The sequence below is a fragment of the Falsiroseomonas tokyonensis genome (assembly GCF_019024325.1).
Classification (GTDB): domain Bacteria; phylum Pseudomonadota; class Alphaproteobacteria; order Acetobacterales; family Acetobacteraceae; genus Falsiroseomonas; species Falsiroseomonas tokyonensis.
The window spans coordinates 282642-297742 of record NZ_JAFNJS010000002.1 but is presented as its reverse complement, the minus strand read 5'-3'; the positions used below and the strand labels follow the sequence as shown (position 1 = coordinate 297742).

Annotated in this window: 16 protein-coding genes; 6 read left to right on the top strand and 10 right to left on the bottom strand. The window is 70.0% G+C overall.

Annotated features, from left to right (window positions below; genetic code table 11):
• Nucleotides 1–10 precede the first annotated feature (10 nt).
• From J3S20_RS07590 to J3S20_RS07580, 3 genes are read left to right on the top strand one after another with little or no spacing between them, the layout of a single operon-like run.
• Nucleotides 11–1606, top strand: coding sequence for an AMP-binding protein (locus tag J3S20_RS07590; RefSeq protein ID WP_246602481.1), 1596 nt, complete (start codon nt 11–13; stop codon nt 1604–1606).
• Nucleotides 1603–2070 (top strand): acyl-CoA thioesterase, encoded by a 468-nt coding sequence (locus tag J3S20_RS07585; protein ID WP_216835846.1) that lies wholly within the window; start codon nt 1603–1605, stop codon nt 2068–2070. Before J3S20_RS07590 ends, J3S20_RS07585 begins: the two co-directional genes overlap by 4 nt.
• On the top strand, nt 2060–2464 hold the full coding sequence (locus J3S20_RS07580) for a RidA family protein (protein WP_216835845.1): 405 nt from the start codon (nt 2060–2062) through the stop codon (nt 2462–2464). Before J3S20_RS07585 ends, J3S20_RS07580 begins: the two co-directional genes overlap by 11 nt.
• Nucleotides 2465–2468: 4 nt before the next feature.
• On the opposite strand, the gene J3S20_RS07575 is transcribed toward J3S20_RS07580, so the two are convergent.
• Entirely contained in the window at nt 2469–2681 is a 213-nt protein-coding gene (locus J3S20_RS07575) for a hypothetical protein (protein ID WP_216835844.1), read from the bottom strand.
• Nucleotides 2682–2746: 65 nt separating this feature from the next.
• Nucleotides 2747–3634: a PAS domain-containing protein gene (locus J3S20_RS07570; RefSeq protein WP_216835843.1), complete on the bottom strand. Its 888-nt coding sequence runs from the start codon at nt 3632–3634 to the stop codon at nt 2747–2749.
• 159 nt (nt 3635–3793) lie between these two features.
• On the opposite strand from J3S20_RS07570, the gene J3S20_RS07565 reads away from it, so the two are divergent.
• Nucleotides 3794–5008, top strand: coding sequence for an NADP-dependent isocitrate dehydrogenase (locus tag J3S20_RS07565; protein ID WP_216835842.1), 1215 nt, complete (start codon nt 3794–3796; stop codon nt 5006–5008).
• 80 nt (nt 5009–5088) lie between these two features.
• On the top strand, nt 5089–5772 hold the full coding sequence (locus J3S20_RS07560; protein ID WP_216835841.1) for a DUF599 domain-containing protein: 684 nt from the start codon (nt 5089–5091) through the stop codon (nt 5770–5772).
• A 3-nt stretch (nt 5773–5775) separates the two neighbouring features.
• Here the strand turns inward: J3S20_RS07560 and J3S20_RS07555 are convergent, their stop codons facing one another.
• Both J3S20_RS07555 and J3S20_RS07550 read right to left on the bottom strand, forming a co-directional pair.
• Nucleotides 5776–6186 carry a hypothetical protein gene (locus J3S20_RS07555; protein ID WP_216835840.1) on the bottom strand — a complete coding sequence of 137 codons (411 nt, stop codon included), beginning with the start codon at nt 6184–6186 and terminating at the stop codon, nt 5776–5778.
• 52 nt (nt 6187–6238) lie between these two features.
• A complete protein-coding gene (locus J3S20_RS07550) occupies nt 6239–7309 on the bottom strand; it encodes a DmpA family aminopeptidase (RefSeq protein ID WP_216835839.1) in 1071 nt (356 codons plus the stop codon).
• Nucleotides 7310–7338: 29 nt separating this feature from the next.
• Here J3S20_RS07550 and J3S20_RS07545 point away from each other — a divergent pair, with 29 nt between their 5' ends.
• Nucleotides 7339–7524 (top strand): hypothetical protein, encoded by a 186-nt coding sequence (locus J3S20_RS07545; protein WP_216835838.1) that lies wholly within the window; start codon nt 7339–7341, stop codon nt 7522–7524.
• On the opposite strand, the gene J3S20_RS07540 is transcribed toward J3S20_RS07545, so the two are convergent.
• From J3S20_RS07540 to J3S20_RS07515, 6 genes are all read right to left on the bottom strand, one after another.
• Entirely contained in the window at nt 7501–8097 is a 597-nt protein-coding gene (locus J3S20_RS07540) for a hypothetical protein (protein WP_216835837.1), read from the bottom strand. The genes J3S20_RS07545 and J3S20_RS07540 overlap by 24 nt on opposite strands.
• Nucleotides 8094–10742 carry an alanine--tRNA ligase gene (gene alaS, locus J3S20_RS07535; protein ID WP_216835836.1) on the bottom strand — a complete coding sequence of 883 codons (2649 nt, stop codon included), beginning with the start codon at nt 10740–10742 and terminating at the stop codon, nt 8094–8096. Before alaS ends, J3S20_RS07540 begins: the two co-directional genes overlap by 4 nt.
• A gap of 93 nt (nt 10743–10835) precedes the next feature.
• Nucleotides 10836–11117, bottom strand: a complete 282-nt coding sequence (locus J3S20_RS07530) for a PepSY domain-containing protein (RefSeq protein ID WP_216835835.1) — start codon at nt 11115–11117, stop codon at nt 10836–10838.
• A 58-nt stretch (nt 11118–11175) separates the two neighbouring features.
• Nucleotides 11176–12207 carry a recombinase RecA gene (gene recA / locus J3S20_RS07525; RefSeq protein WP_216835834.1) on the bottom strand — a complete coding sequence of 344 codons (1032 nt, stop codon included), beginning with the start codon at nt 12205–12207 and terminating at the stop codon, nt 11176–11178.
• A gap of 175 nt (nt 12208–12382) precedes the next feature.
• Nucleotides 12383–13954: a PAS domain-containing sensor histidine kinase gene (locus J3S20_RS07520; RefSeq protein WP_216835833.1), complete on the bottom strand. Its 1572-nt coding sequence runs from the start codon at nt 13952–13954 to the stop codon at nt 12383–12385.
• Nucleotides 13955–14035: 81 nt separating this feature from the next.
• Nucleotides 14036–15100, bottom strand: a complete 1065-nt coding sequence (locus tag J3S20_RS07515; RefSeq protein ID WP_216835832.1) for an EscU/YscU/HrcU family type III secretion system export apparatus switch protein — start codon at nt 15098–15100, stop codon at nt 14036–14038.
• Nucleotide 15101: the final 1 nt, after the last annotated feature.

The following is a 15101-nucleotide window of genomic DNA, read 5'->3' as shown; positions in this document are numbered from 1 at the left end:
GATGGACGAGATGCGTGACACCTTCTGCCAGGACCGGCTGCCGCCCCGCGATCAGTGGCCGGATTTCCTGCTCGACCGGCCCGAATTCCAGTACCCGCCGCGGCTGAACTGCGCCGTCGAATTGCTGGACCGCAATATCGAACGCGGCCGCGGCGACCACCCTGCCCTCATCACGCCGGCCGAAACGCTGACCTACACGCAGCTCGCCGATCGCGTCGATCGCATCGCCCGCGTGCTGGTGGAACGCCTCGGCCTGATGCCCGGCAACCGCGTGCTGCTGCGCTCCGCCAACAATGCCTGGATGGTCGCCGCCTACTTTGCGGTGCTGAAGGCAGGCGGCGTGGTGGTCGCCTCCATGCCCCTGCTGCGCGCCAAGGAGCTCGGCCAGATGCTCCGCAAGGCGCGAATCACGCATGCGCTCTGCGATGCGCGGCTGGCCGACGAGCTCCGCAAGGCGGATGGGCCGGATCTGCGGCACCTCGTCACCTGGGGCGATGGCATGCTGGAGGCGATGGTCGAGCAGGCCGCGCCCGGCTTCCCCGCGCATGACAGCGCCGCCGACGACATCTGCCTGATCGGCTTCACCAGCGGCTCCACCGGCGAGCCCAAGGGCACGCTGCATTTCCACCGCGACATGCTGGCCATCTGCGACGGCTACGCCATGCAGGTGCTGCGGCCCGAGCCCACCGATATCTTCATCGGCTCCCCGCCGCTGGCCTTCACCTTCGGCCTCGGCGGGCTGGTGCTGTTTCCCTTCCGCGTCGGCGCCAGCGCCGTGCTGCTGGAACGCGCCCCGCCCGAGGATCTGCCCGCCGCCATCGCGCAGCACCGCGCGACCATCTGCTTCACAGCCCCCACCGCCTATCGCGTCATGGCCGCCCACGCCGCCCAGCACGATCTGTCGAGCCTGCGCAAATGCGTCTCCGCCGGCGAAACCCTGCCGAAGCCGATCTTCGAGGCCTGGCTCGCCGCCACCGGCCTCAAGCTTATGGACGGCATCGGCGCCACCGAGATGCTCCACATCTTCATCAGCGCCACCGAGGACCGCATCCGCCCTGGCGCCACCGGGCTGCCCGTGCCCGGCTATATCGCGAAGGTCGTGGACGAGGCCGGGCAGGAGGTACCGCGCGGCACGCCCGGGCGGCTCGCCGTGAGGGGCCCGACCGGCTGCCGCTACCTCGATGACCCGCGCCAGGCGAACTACGTCCAGCACGGCTGGAACATCACCGGCGATACCTACATCCAGGATGAGGACGGCTATTTCTGGTACCAGGCGCGCAACGACGACATGATCGTCTCCGCCGGCTACAACATTGCGGGGCCGGAGGTGGAGGCCGCATTGTTGACCCACCCCTCCGTTTCTGAATGCGGCGTGGTCGGCGCGCCTGATGCGGAACGTGGCATGGTGGTGCGGGCCTATATCGTGCCGAAGCCCGGCTTTCGCGGCGACCCCGTGCTCGCCAAGGCCCTGCAGGACCATGTGAAGGCGGAGATCGCGCCCTACAAATACCCGCGCAGCGTGGTCTTCTGCGAATCCCTGCCGCGCACGGAAACCGGCAAGCTGCAGCGCTTCGCCCTGCGCCAGAAGGCCGAAGCCGGCGCATGACCCGCCCGATTCCCCTGCCTTTTGAGAACCTGCCCGCACGCGCCTTCCATGCCAGCGCGCGCATCCGCTTTGGCGACTGCGACCCGGCCGGCATCGTTTTCTTCGCCAGCTGGTTCGCCCTCGCCAATGCCGCGGTGGAGGACTTTTTTCGCGACGCGCTCGACGTCGATTTCCACGCGCTGCACGCCGCCCGCCGCATCGGCACCGGCTTCGCCCATGCCGAGGCGGATTTCTTCGCCCCCGGCCTGATGGGCGACCAAGTGCTGCTGACGCCGCTGATCACCCGCATCGGCGGCGCGTCCTACGCCTTCACCATGCATGTGCATCGCGGATCGGCGGAGCTGCTGCGCCTGCAGCTGGTGACCGCCACCACCCATCTCGATGAACGCCGCGCCGTGCCGATCCCGGCCGATCTGCGCGCGGCGCTGACAAGCTACCAGGAGCGTTGCGCGGATGCCCGATAACCTGCTGACCGCGCTGCAGCCGCCGGGCTGGCCCGCCCCGCGCGGCTATTCCAACGGCATGATCGGAAGCGGGCGCATTGTGGTCGTCGGCGGGCAGATCGGCTGGGATGCGACCGGGAAATTTGCCACGGGCTTCGTTGCCCAGGTGCGCCAGGCGCTCGAAAACATCCTGGCGGTGCTGGCGGTGGCCGGCGGCGGGCCGGAGCATGTGGCGCGCCTCACTTGGTATGTGGTGGACATCGCCGAATACCGTGCCAGCCTGGCGGAACTCAGCCCCGCCTATCGCGCCGTGATGGGCCGCAACTTCCCCGCCATGGCCCTGGTGCAGGTGGTGGCGCTGGTCGAGGCTGAAGCGCGCGTCGAGATCGAGGCCACCGCCATCCTGCCTGACTGAAGGCTTACGCCGGGTCGGGGATACCGGCCTCGGGCATGCCGATCTCCGGCTCCGCCGCGTCCTTCGCACCGTCCTTCCAGCCCTTGCGCTCCTCGCAAAGCCGGCGCGCCAGCAGCACGGTGCCGACGGCGCCGGCGCCCAGCGCCAGCGTGGCCGCGGCGCCGGTCAGCACCACGGCGCCCATCATCGTGCCGGCGGCCATTCGCAGAATCATCATCCGATCTCCCTCGTCCGGACTGCTATCTGGGCGCGCCGGGCCGGGAATCCAGCACCGGCCGGACGTCACGCGGCGTCGGGCGGGTCCAGCGGCACTTGATTGGTCAGCAGGCGCAGCTCCGTCACATCCCCGGCGCGCGCCGCGGCCTCCACCTCCGCCAGCAGGGCCGCGGCGGCCGGCCAGCCGGCATTGGCGGCGATGCCGCGCAGCGCATGGGCGGCGTCCTGGGCCGCCAGCACATCCGCATCGGCGGCGGCAGCCATCAGCCGCGGCGCGCGGCTGGTCCATTCCTGGCGGAATTCCCCCGCCAGGCCGGAGGCTTGGCCGTTCTGCTCGGTGGCGGGCGAAATCGGCGTATAGAGGGTCACGAAGCCGCCACCGGGCAGCGGCGCCCGGCGCAGCTGCAGCAGCGTGCCGTCCGGGCGTTCCCTTGTGTACCGTTCCAGGATCCGGCCGCTGCGCAGGATCTGCATGCGGCGCGCCACCTCCGCCTCCGGATCCACCAGGCCGAATTCCCCGGCCTCCGCTTGCAGGCGCAGCACTTCCTCCAGCGGCATGCCGATGCGCAGCGCGCGGCGCGGCACGCCGGCATAATCCGGGAATCGCGTATTCCAGCCGACCAGGCGCAGCGCGTCGTCGGTGACCATCACGCCATCGGTCATGGCGGCGAAGGCGCCGTCCAACTGCCGGGCCTTGGCCTCGGCGCGGTCCACGACCTCGCGCAGCTCGGCATGTTGCGCCGCCAGCAGCTGGTGGCGCGCGGCCGCCGCCCGCAGGCGCAGCAGGGCCCAGCCCAGGCCCAGCGCCAGGATCAGCGCCAGCAGCGCCAGGCCCCAGAGCCACGGGCTTCCGCCCGCAGACAGCGGCCCGCCCTGCGGCTGCGCGGCGGCTGGGCCGGCCAGGACCAGCAGCAGGGCAAGCCAGGCCGGCAGGCCCCGGCCGGGCGCGATCATGCCGCGCCCTTCCCCTGGCATCCGGCGCGGAAAGGTTGCGGCCCCATGGGCTTGCCGCGGCGGGGTCCGATTGGCATGTTCCGCCACCTCCCACCCTTCGGCGTGATGGCGTCGTCCCGGCCCGGTCGGCCGGCGGCAGAGACAGGCAAGGACACAGGCATGGCCAAGATCAAGGTGAAGACCCCCGTCGTCGAGATGGACGGGGATGAGATGACGCGCATCATCTGGGGGTTCATCAAGGACCGCCTGATCCTGCCCTACCTCGACATCGACCTGAAGTACTATGACCTGGGCATCGAGTACCGGGACCAGACCGATGACCAGGTCACGGTGGACGCCGCCAATGCCACCAAGCAGTACGGCGTCGGCGTGAAGTGCGCGACCATCACCCCGGACGAGGCGCGCGTCGCCGAATTCGGCCTGAAGAAGATGTGGCGCAGCCCGAACGGCACCATCCGCAACATCCTGGACGGCACGATCTTCCGCGAGCCGATCATCTGCCAGAACGTGCCGCGCCTGGTGCCGCACTGGTCGAAGCCGATCGTCGTCGGTCGCCATGCCTATGGCGACATCTACCGCGCCGTCGAGATGAAGATCCCCGGCGCCGGCAAGGTGACCATGACCTATACGCCCGAGGGCGGCGGCGCACCGGTCGAGATCGGGGAATTCCCGTTCAAGGCCCCGGGCGTCTTCATGGGCCAGCATAACCTGAACGCCTCCATCGAGGGCTTTGCACGGGCCTCCTTCAACTACGGCCTGGCGCGCAAATATTCCGTGTATTTCAGCCACAAGAATACCATCCTGAAGGCCTATGACGGCAACTTTAAGGATATTTTCCGCTCGATCTACGACACGGAATTCGCCGCCAAGTTCAAGGAGGCCGGCATCACCTATGAGGACCGGCTGATCGACGACATGGTGGCCTCCGCGCTGAAGTGGGAAGGCGGCTATATCTGGGCCTGCAAGAACTACGATGGCGACGTGCAGTCTGACATCGTGGCCCAGGGTTTCGGCAGCCTCGGCCTGATGACCTCCGTGCTGCTGTCCCCGGACGGCAATACGGTGGAGTCCGAGGCCGCGCACGGCACGGTGACCCGCCACTACCGCGAGCACCAGAAGGGCCGCGAGACCAGCACGAACCCGATCGCCTCGATCTTCGCCTGGACCCGCGGCCTGGCCTATCGCGGCAAGTTCGACGGCACGCAGGACGTGGTCGACTTCGCCAATGCGCTCGAGCAGGTCTGCATCGAGACGGTGGAAGCCGGCGACATGACCAAGGACCTCGCCATCCTGATCAGCAAGGACCAGCCCTGGCTGAACACCCAGGCCTTCCTCGCCAAGCTGGACGAGAACCTGAAGAAGAAGATGGCCTGATCCACGGCCAGCTCGGCCGGGCCCTTCGCCCGGCCGACAAGGTGGTGGCGGGCTTATGCTGCACTGCGGTATAACGGCGCATGCTCGCCTTCACCCTGCTCGACTGGTCGGCCCTGGCGATCTTCGCCGGCTGCTGGCTGGGCTATTCCAATATCGTCGACCGCGTGCCCCGCATCCGCCGGGCCAGTGTGATCGCGGCCATGGACGAATACCGGCGCCGCTGGATGCGCGCGATGCTGACGCGGGAAAACCGCATCGCCGATATGGCGGCGATCGGCAATCTGATGAACAGCACCAGCTTCCTGGCCACCACCAGCATCTTCATCCTGGGTGGCCTGGTGGCGCTGCTGGGGGCGCCCGATCTCGGCCGGCGCGTCGTTGCCTCCCTGCCCTATGCGGCGGTGCCGGATGATTCGAGCTGGGAGATCAAGATCGGCCTGCTGCTTCTGATCTTCGTGAATGCCTTCTTCGAGCTGACCTGGGCGCTGCGCCAGTTCAACTATACTTCCATCCTGGTGGGCGGCATTCCCTGCGGCAAGCCGGATGGCCAGGCCATGGCGTTGGCCGACATGGCTGCGGATGTGGCGAACCGGGCGGCGCGGCATTTCAACACCGGCCTGCGCAGCTACTATTTCGGGCTGGCGGCGCTGGCATGGGTGGTGCATCCGCTGGCGCTGATCGCGACCAGCCTTTTTGTGCTGCGGGAGCTGCACCGGCGGGAATTCCGCAGCGCGCTGCGGCATGCGGTGGCGGGCGAGGGATAGGCGCTACCGGCTGCGCTCGATGCCGCGCAGCACAGCCCAGTATTCGCGGAAGATGGCGATGCGGATGCTTCGGTCCGGGCTGCGCGGCGGCAGGCGGTCCGGGTGGAAGCGGCGGGCGAATTCGCGCTTGGCCCGCTGGAAGCGCGGCTCCGCCGGGGCCTGCTTCGCCATCCGCAGTTCCACCCGCAGGCGCATGACCTCTGCCGCCAGGGCTTCCGCCCGGCGCTGTTCGGAGCGGACGAGGGCGCGGCTATGGGCCAGGCGCAGGCCGCGCAACTGGTATCCGGTCGGCCGTGCCGGCACCGTTAGCAGGCCGCGCAGCAGCACGGCCAGGCGCCGCAGCAGCCGCCGCACCAGCATGCCCAGGCCGAGCACCAGCAAGGCCAGCACCACCCCGCCCGCCAGGATCTCCACGCCACCTCCGCCGCTGCCGCGGGAAAACTGCCGCAGAAGCGCGAGCGAAGGGTTAAGCCCGGCGCAGCGCCGCCACCTGGTCCAGCGGCAGGGCGCGACCCACCACGCGCCGCCCACCGAGCCGGCTTTCGACGGTGGTGGCGCAGCAGAGCGCGTTCAGCACCGCCTCCTCGGTCGCCTCCGCCGCCGCGACGAAAAGCGGTGACATGCGGTCATTCGGCCAGTCCTCGGTCGCGCCTTGCCCTGCCGCGCGGCGCACGGCGGGGTGGGTGGCGAAGGCCAGCGCGTAATCGCCTGAACCATCGGAAAAGGCCGCGCCGGTGCGGGCGATGCCGCCCATGGCGCGGCGCGCCAGGCGCTGCAGGTTGCGGTCCGACAGCGGCGCATCGGTCGCCACCACCACCATGACGGAGCCATCCGCATCCGCCTGTTCCGCCGCATGCTCCGCCAGGTAGTACTTTTTCAGCAGCCGCCCGACGGGGAGGCCATCCATCACCAGGGCGCCGCCGTAATTGGCCTGGACCAGCGCGCCCACCAGCCAGCCGCCCAGCGCCGGCGGCAGGCGGCGGGAGGAGGTGCCGATGCCGCCCTTCCAGCCGAAGGCCATGGTGCCGGTGCCGGCGCCGACCGAACCCTCCGCCACCGGGCCATCCGTGGCGGCGGCCAGGGCCTGCAGCATGTGCTTGTGGGTGACGCCGCGGGCGCGGATGTCGTTCAGGCGGCCGTCATTGGTCTCGCCCGCCACGGCATTGACCGAGCGCACCGATTCATTGCCCGGCTGGGCCAGAGTCCAGTCCACCAGCGCCTCCACCGCCCGGCCGACCGCGAGCGTGTTGGTCAGCAGGATCGGCGTCTCCAGCTCCCCCAGCTCCTGCAGCTGCGTCACGCCGGCCATCTTGCCGTAGCCGTTCATGGCGAAGAGGCCGGCGGGCACGCGTTCCGCAAAAGGGTTGCCGGGATGCGGGAGGATGGCGGTGACGCCGGTGCGCGTCGCCTCGCCCTCCATCACCGTGACCTGGCCGACGCGAACGCCGGCGACATCGGTGATGGCGTTCAGCGGCCCGGCGGCGAAAAGGCCGGGGGCGAAGCCGAGGGCGCGGGCGCGTGTGTCTGGCACTGGCATGGCCTTGGTGTGCTTCCTATACTCTGCCCATGTCGGACAAGCCCGCCCAGCCACCCGCACCGCCCGAGCCGGCCGAGAAGCCCGCTGCGGCAGCGCCCGTCACGCCAGGCGGCAATCCCTTCCTGCCGGGTGCCGCGCCGGTGCAGCTGGACTATCTCATCAAGTCCTTCGGGCCGCTGAAATACAGCCGGCTACCGACTGCTGGTTCCAAATAGCCGGATCATCTGCCGGAGAAGCAGCAGCGCGGCAAGGCAGCCAAGGGCCATGCCGATGAAGGACCGCCACTGCGGGATGGCCAAGGTCGCGGCCGCCAGAACGCCGAACAGGGGCGCGAGGATGGCGGCATAGAGCGCCGCGCCGAAACGCCGAGCGGCGGATTGGGCGGCCAGGTTGTTCCGCTCGATCGCCCGGTCCAGCTCATAGGCGAGGAACAGGCAGAGCTGCGCCGGCGGCAGCTTCTGTGCCTCTCGGTCCAGCAGCGTCGAGGGCCGCAGCGCCGGCGCCGCGATCTCGCTGCCCCGCAGCGACCAGCCGGCGATCAGCGCGGCGATGGCGGCCATGCCGCCCGTGGCCAGCAGGTCGACGGCACCCCGCCAGGGCAGCCAATCCTGCCCGGAAAGCCCCAGTGCCGCGCCGCCGAGGCCGGCCACCGCCATGGCCTGGGAGGCCTGCAAGACGGCCATCGCCTTGAGGTCCAGCGACTTGCTGGCGTCGATCTGGCCGAGGATGAGGGTCTGCGCCTGGCGCAGCACCTCCGCCGCCGAGGCCGGATCGACCGACCCGCTCACCCCCCGAGCGCCGCCCGCACCGCTGCCAGCGCCTCACCCGCCTTGGCCGCATCGGGCCCGCCGGCCTGGGCCATGTCCGGCTTGCCGCCGCCGCCCTTGCCGCCGATGGCGGCGCTCGCCGCGCGCACCAGCGTCACCGCGTCCGTCTTCCCCTTCGCCGCCTCGCCGATGCCGACGAAGACGCTGGCCTTGCCTTCAGCCGTGGCCACCACCGCCACCACATCGGCGGTGCCGGACTGCAGGATGGCCTCGACCACGCCCTTCAGGTCCTTGGGCGGCATCTCGCCCAGCTCGCGCAGCGCCACGCGCAGGCCGGCAATCTCCTCGACCTCCGCCGCGGCGCCGCCGGTGGCCAGCTTCTTGCGCAGCTCGGAGACCTCGCGCTCCAGCTTCTTCCGGTCCTCCAGCAGGCTGGTGATTCGATCGGCCAACTCCGCGGGGCGCGCCTTCAGCACGGCGGCGGCCTCGTTCAGCTGCCGGTCGCGCTCCTCCAGCAGCTTCAGCGCCGCCTCCCCCGTCACCGCCTCGACGCGCCGAATGCCGGCCGCGACGGCGCCTTCGGAGACAATCCGGAACAGGCCGATATCGCCGGTGCGCTTCACATGCGTGCCGCCGCACAACTCCAGCGAATAGACGCCGTGGCGCTCCACCGCCTGCGGGTCGTGGCCCATGGAGACCACGCGGACCTCGTCGCCATACTTCTCGCCGAACAGCGCCATGGCACCAATCGCCACCGCCTGGTCGGGCGTCATCAGCCGGGTCACCACCTCGGCGTTCTCCCGGATGCGGGCGTTCACCTCGGTCTCGACCCAGGCCAAGTCCTCATCCGTCATCGGCGTGGGCTGGGAGACGTCGAAGCGCAGCCGGTCCGGCGCGTTCAGCGAACCCTTCTGGGCCACATGCGTGCCGAGACGGCGGCGCAGCGCCTCATGCAGCAGGTGCGTCGCCGAGTGATGCGCGCGGATGGTGCCGCGCCGGGTGTGGTCCACCTCCGCCACCACCGGCAGGCCCAGCTTCGCCTCCCCATGCGCCACCACGCCGTAATGGACGAAGAGCTCGCCGAGCTTCTTCTGCGTGTCGCGCACCACGATACGGCAGGCCTCACCCGCCGAGATCAGCCCGGCATCGCCGACCTGGCCGCCCGATTCCGCATAGAAGGGCGTCTGGTTCAGCACCACGGCCACCTCGGCGCCGGCGGGCGCGGCCTCCACCGGCTTGCCGTCGACCAGGATGGCGAGGATCGAACCCTCCGCGCTCTCGGTCGAATAGCCGAGGAATTCGGTGGCGCCGAGCTTCTCCTTCAGGTCGAACCACTGGGTTTCGGTGGCGGCCTCGCCGGAGCCGGCCCAGGCGGCGCGGGCGCGCTGCTTCTGCTCGGTCATGGCGGCCGCGAAACCCTTGGTATCGACAGACTTGCCCTCGCCGCGCAGCGCGTCCTGGGTCAGGTCGAGGGGGAAGCCGTAAGTGTCATACAGCTTGAAGGCAACGTCGCCGGGCAGCGTGCCCTTGTCACCCAGCTTGCCCGATTCCTCCGCCAGCAGGCCGAGGCCGCGCTCCAGCAGGCTGCGGAATCGCGTCTCCTCCAGCCGCAGCGTCTCCACCACCAGGGCTTCGGCCCGCAGGATCTCGGGATAGGCCGCGCCCATCTGGCGGGTCAGCGCCGGCACCAGCCGGTGCAGCAGGGGCTCGCGCGCGCCCATCATGTGCGCGTGGCGCATGGCGCGGCGCAGGATGCGGCGCAGGACGTAGCCGCGGCCCTCATTGGAGGGCAGCACGCCATCGGCCATCAGGAAGGTGCCGGCGCGCAGATGGTCGGCCACCACGCGGTGGCTGGTCTTCCACTGGCCATCCGGCTCCTGGCCGGTCGCCTCGGCGCTGGCCAGGATCAGGGCGCGCAGCGTGTCCGTGTCGTAGTTGTCGTGCTTGCCCTGCAGGATGGCGGCGAAGCGTTCCAGCCCCATGCCGGTATCGATCGAGGGGCGCGGCAGGGGCACGCGGGTGCCGGGCGGGCCTTCCTCGTACTGCATGAAGACCAGGTTCCAGATCTCGATGAACCGGTCGCCATCCTCCTCCGGGCTGCCGGGCGGGCCGCCGGGGATATGGTCGCCATGGTCGTAGAAAATTTCGGAACAGGGGCCGCAGGGGCCGGTATCGCCCATGCGCCAGAAATTGTCGGAGGTCGAAATGCGGATGATCCGGCTGTCCGGCAGGCCAGCCACCTTTTTCCAATAGACCGGCGCTTCCTCATCCTCGGAATAGACGGTGACCAGCAGCTTGTCCTTCGGCAGGCCGAAGTCGCGGGTCAGCAGGGTCCAGGCATGCTCGATCGCCTGTTCCTTGAAGTAGTCGCCGAAGCTGAAATTGCCCAGCATCTCGAAGAAGGTGTGGTGGCGGGCCGTATAGCCGACATTGTCCAGGTCGTTATGCTTGCCGCCCGCCCGCACGCATTTCTGGGCCGTCGTCGCGCGCTGGTAGCCGCGCTTTTCCTGGCCCGTGAAGACGTTCTTGAACTGGACCATGCCGCTATTGGCGAACATCAGCGTCGGGTCGTTGCGCGGCACCAGGGGGGAGCTTTCCACCACCTCATGGCCATTGCGCCGGAAGTAATCCAGGAAGGTGGCGCGGATATCGTTGCTGCTGCTCATGGTCTCGGCATGTCTCGCAAGGGGCCGCGATCGTTAGAGCAGAATAGGCCAAACCGGAAGCGGGGCGATGCGCGGCCGCCCCGCCACCCGGCCTCAGTCGCGGTCGACCTTCACCACCCGGCCATCGGCCGGGGCCACATCCACCTCGATCTCCCGGCCCTGGGCGTCGCGGCCCTTCACCTCCCAGTGCCGATCGTCGCATTCCGCCTGGTCCACGCGGGCAATGCCGGCGCCGCGCGCGATCTCGATGGCGCGGCTGATATCCACCTGCCCGGCGCAGCGACCGGGCGCAAGCTGCGCAGGGGCCTGCGCGAAGGCCGGCGTGGCCAGCAGAAGAACAGCGGCAGCGAAGCCGGCGAGCGGAAGACGGACCATGAAGCCTCCAGGCTAAATTACGGTTCCGTCATCCAACGCCCGGAAGCCCGAAGGTTCCCTATTCGGCCGCCGCTTCCTCGCCCTCCCCGGCCAGCATGGCGCTGGCCAGGCCGCTGGCCTGGTCGCGGATGCGCTTCTCCACGCTTTCCGCCATGGCCGGGTTGTCCCGCATGAACTGCTTCGCATTCTCCCGCCCCTGGCCGATCCGCTGGCTGTCGCAGCTGAACCAGGCGCCGGACTTCTCGACGATCCCGGCCTTCACGCCGAGGTCGATCAACTCGCCGACCTTGGAGATGCCCTCGCCATACATGATGTCGAATTCGATCTGCCGGAACGGCGGCGCCATCTTGTTCTTCACCACCTTCACCCGGGTCTGGTTGCCCGTGGTGGTGTCGCGGTCCTTGATGGCGCCGATCCGGCGGATCTCCATGCGGATGGAGGCGTAGAACTTCAGCGCATTGCCGCCCGTCGTGGTCTCCGGATTGCCGAACATCACGCCGATCTTCAGGCGGATCTGGTTCAGGAAGACCAGCAGGGTGTTGGAACGGCTGACGCTGCCCGTCAGCTTGCGCAGCGCCTGGGACATCAGCCGGGCATGCAGGCCGACATGGCTGTCGCCCATCTCGCCTTCCAGCTCGGCCCGCGGCACCAGGGCGGCCACGCTGTCCACCACCAGCACGTCGATGGCGCCCGAGCGCACCAGCGTGTCGCAGATCTCCAGCGCCTGCTCGCCGGCATCCGGCTGGCTGATCAGCAGGTTCTCGACATCCACGCCCAGCTTTTTGGCATAGCCGGGGTCGAGCGCATGTTCCGCGTCGATGAAGGCGCAGGTGCCGCCCTTCTTCTGTGCCTCCGCGATCATGTGCAGGGCCAGCGTGGTCTTGCCCGAGCTTTCCGGCCCGTAGATCTCAATGATCCGCCCCTTGGGCACGCCACCGATGCCGAGCGCGAGGTCGAGGCCGAGGGAGCCGGTGGAGACCACCTCCACCTCATCCGTCGCGGCCTTGTTGCCCATCCGCATGATCGAGCCCTTGCCGAAGGCGCGTTCGATCTGGCTCAGCGCGGCATCCAGAGCCTTGGTCTTGTCCATGCGGCTCGCTCTCCCGAAATCCGATCTCAACCTATGGGTGAAATTGAGGCAGGTTCACCACCTGCCGGTCAATCCCCTGGCGGGAAAAACCTTCAGCTGTGCCCTGTGGGCCCGCCGAGGCCTCTCTGCCTGCTGAGCGGAATATCGCGCGGAACAGCGATTCCGACAAGAACATTTAGGAAACTTTTACCGCTCCCGCCGGCAGGATGGCCCGCAATTCGGCCACCAGGGAGCCCAGGCTATAGGGCTTGGCAAGAAGCCGGATCCGCTCCGCCGCCAGGTCGCGGCCCAGCGCCGCCTCCGCATAGCCGGAGACCAGGAGCACCGGAAGGTCCGGCCAGATGGCGCGCAGGCGGCCGGCCAGTTCCAGCCCGTCCATCCCGGGCATGACCACGTCGGAGACCATGGCCAGCGGCGCCGGCGCGCCGCGGTCCAGCATCTCCAGCGCCTCCTCCGCGCAGCCGGCGCTCATCACCTCGAAGCCGGCGCGGCGCAGCGCGCGTTCGGCCAGGCGCAGCAGCGGCACCTCATCCTCCACCAACAGCACCGGCATGCTGCCGTAATGCACCGCGGGGACCGCGGGCGCCGGCAGGGCCGGGCCTGGCGCGGCGACCATGGCGGTGGGCACCGGCGGATCGGCCGGGCCGTCATGGCGCGGCAGCCAGATGCGGAAGCGCGAGCCCTCCCCCTGCTTGCTGTCCACCGAGATGAAGCCACCCGACTGGCGGACGATGCCATGCACCGTGGACAGGCCCAGCCCGGTGCCGCCCTGGTCGCGCCGGGTGGTGAAGAAGGGGTCGAAGATGCGCGGCAGGGCATCGGCCGGGATGCCGACGCCGCTGTCCGAGACCTCGAGCAGGGCATAGCGGCCGGCGGGCAGCGTCTCATTGCCCAGCTGTTCCGGCCGCAGCACCACGGCATGCCCGGTGCCGATCCGCATGGCGCCGCCTTCCGGCATGGCGTCGCGCGCATTCAGCGCCAGGTTCATGATGACCTGGTCCAGCTGCGTCGGGTCGATCCGCACACGCCGCGCCGGCTCCTCCAGCGTCAGGGCCAGCTTCACCCGGCTGCCGAGCAGCCGCTTCAGCAGCTCGCCCATCGAGGCGACGGCCTCGTTCAGGTCCACCACGCGGGGCCGCAGCGCCTGCTGGCGCGCGAAGGCCAGCAGCTGGCGCACCAGGGCGGCGCCGCGGCCGGCGCTTTCCATCACCTGGCGCAGCTCCGGCGCCGCCGGCCCATCCGGCGCCCGGGTCAGGGCGGCCTCGGCGCTGCCGGCGATGGCGGTCAGCAGGTTGTTGAAGTCATGCGCGATGCCGCCGGCCAGTGCGCCCACCGCCTGCAGCCGCGCCGCCGCCGCCGCCTGCTCCGGCGGGCGGGAGGCCGGGCGGGCCAGGCGCAGGACCGAAAGCCGGTCCGGTCCCGGCAGCGGCCGGCGCTCCGCCTCCAGCTTCGGGCCGCCTTCCCCGGCCAGCGTGACCAGCTGCTTCTGCCCGCCGGAAAGCGCCGCCAGCACTTCCTCCCGCCCCTCCCGCGCCAGGAGCTGGGTCAGCGGCAGACCGTCCCGCGGCGGCAGCATGGGGCCGCAGAGGCCGGCGAAGTCGCTGTTCCAGGCGGTCAGCCGATCTTCGGCATCCAGCAGGGCCATGCCCACCCCGGCCGCTTCCAGCACCGCCCGCAGCATGGGGTCCGGGTTGGGGCGCAGCGCACGGCGCAGCAGCGCCTGCAACCGGTTTCGAGATTCGGTCATGCCGCGCTCCTCGGCCCCGGGGCTGGGAGGCACCGGATCTGTGCTGCCCATGCGTTCCACGCGAAAAACACCGAATGAAGATCAACCTGAACGCGAGGATGCACCACGTTGTCTCCAGACGTAAGCAATGATTTCGGCAACCGCCTGGTAGTGCTCGGGCGGGATCTCGGCATCCACCTCCAGCCGCCACAGGGCGCGGGCCAGGGGTGGATTGGCAACCAGGGGGACGCCATGCTGCTGCGCCACGTCCCGGATCCGGGCGGCCATGGCATCCACGCCCTTGGCCACCACCTTCGGCGCGGCGCTGTCGCCGCCATAGGACAGGGCCACGGCGTAGTGGGTGGGGTTCGTCACCACGACATCGGCGCGCGGCACGGCGGCCATCATCCGTCGCCGGCCCTGCGCCTGGCGCATCTGCCGGCGCCGCGCCTTCAGCATCGGGTCGCCTTCGGAGTCCTTCGCTTCCTCGCGCAGTTCCTGCTTGCTCATCCGCAGGCGGCTGAAGTGGCGGTAGCGCACCCACATCACATCCAGCCCGGCAATGCCGGCGAAGGCGACCAGCGCGGCCAGCATCAGCCGCAGGGCGGCGGCGCCGGCGGTGGCAGGCAGCGCGCCGGGCGCCTGGTGCAGCGCCGCCTGGATCTCCTGCAGGTCGCCCAGCGCATACCACAGCGCGACCCCCACCAGCCCCAGCTTCAGCAGGTTGCGCAGCAGCTCCACCGCCGATTCCGGCGAAACCAGGCGCTTCAGCCCGGCCCAGGGGCTGATCTTGTCCAGCCGCGGCGCCATGTTCTTCGCCGTCACCAGCCCGCCGGTCTGCAGCAGGGTGGCGGCCACGGCCCCGAAGCCTGCCGCCGCCGCCACCGGCAGCACCGCCATCAGCCCGTGGCCGGACAGGCGCAGCACGGTGTCCGTCATCTCCAGCGCATGGCCGCGTTCCAGCGTGGCGCGCATGGCGCGCAGCATCTCGCTGCCGGTGACGGGCAGGGCCAGCATGGCGGCCAGGGTGCCGCCGGCCAGCGCCGCCCAGCCCACCGCCTCCCGCGACATGGCGACCTGGCCATCCTCCCGCGCCTTCTCGATCCGCCGCGGTGTGGCGGCCTCTGTCCGATCGGCGGCATCGCCGCCTTCGCCGCCTTCCGCCATG

Coding starts and splice junctions, on each gene's coding strand:
- J3S20_RS07565 (WP_216835842.1), top strand. CDS start 3,794: ATGGCCAAGATCAAGGTGAAGACCCCCGTCGTCGAGATGGACGGGGAT.
- recA (WP_216835834.1), bottom strand. CDS start 12,207: ATGGACAAGACCAAGGCTCTGGATGCCGCGCTGAGCCAGATCGAACGC.
- J3S20_RS07585 (WP_216835846.1), top strand. CDS start 1,603: ATGACCCGCCCGATTCCCCTGCCTTTTGAGAACCTGCCCGCACGCGCC.
- J3S20_RS07590 (WP_246602481.1), top strand. CDS start 11: ATGCGTGACACCTTCTGCCAGGACCGGCTGCCGCCCCGCGATCAGTGG.
- alaS (WP_216835836.1), bottom strand. CDS start 10,742: ATGAGCAGCAGCAACGATATCCGCGCCACCTTCCTGGATTACTTCCGG.
- J3S20_RS07550 (WP_216835839.1), bottom strand. CDS start 7,309: ATGCCAGTGCCAGACACACGCGCCCGCGCCCTCGGCTTCGCCCCCGGC.
- J3S20_RS07560 (WP_216835841.1), top strand. CDS start 5,089: ATGCTCGCCTTCACCCTGCTCGACTGGTCGGCCCTGGCGATCTTCGCC.
- J3S20_RS07575 (WP_216835844.1), bottom strand. CDS start 2,681: ATGATGATTCTGCGAATGGCCGCCGGCACGATGATGGGCGCCGTGGTG.
- J3S20_RS07515 (WP_216835832.1), bottom strand. CDS start 15,100: ATGGCGGAAGGCGGCGAAGGCGGCGATGCCGCCGATCGGACAGAGGCC.
- J3S20_RS07545 (WP_216835838.1), top strand. CDS start 7,339: ATGTCGGACAAGCCCGCCCAGCCACCCGCACCGCCCGAGCCGGCCGAG.
- J3S20_RS07580 (WP_216835845.1), top strand. CDS start 2,060: ATGCCCGATAACCTGCTGACCGCGCTGCAGCCGCCGGGCTGGCCCGCC.
- J3S20_RS07570 (WP_216835843.1), bottom strand. CDS start 3,634: ATGATCGCGCCCGGCCGGGGCCTGCCGGCCTGGCTTGCCCTGCTGCTG.
- J3S20_RS07520 (WP_216835833.1), bottom strand. CDS start 13,954: ATGACCGAATCTCGAAACCGGTTGCAGGCGCTGCTGCGCCGTGCGCTG.
- J3S20_RS07530 (WP_216835835.1), bottom strand. CDS start 11,117: ATGGTCCGTCTTCCGCTCGCCGGCTTCGCTGCCGCTGTTCTTCTGCTG.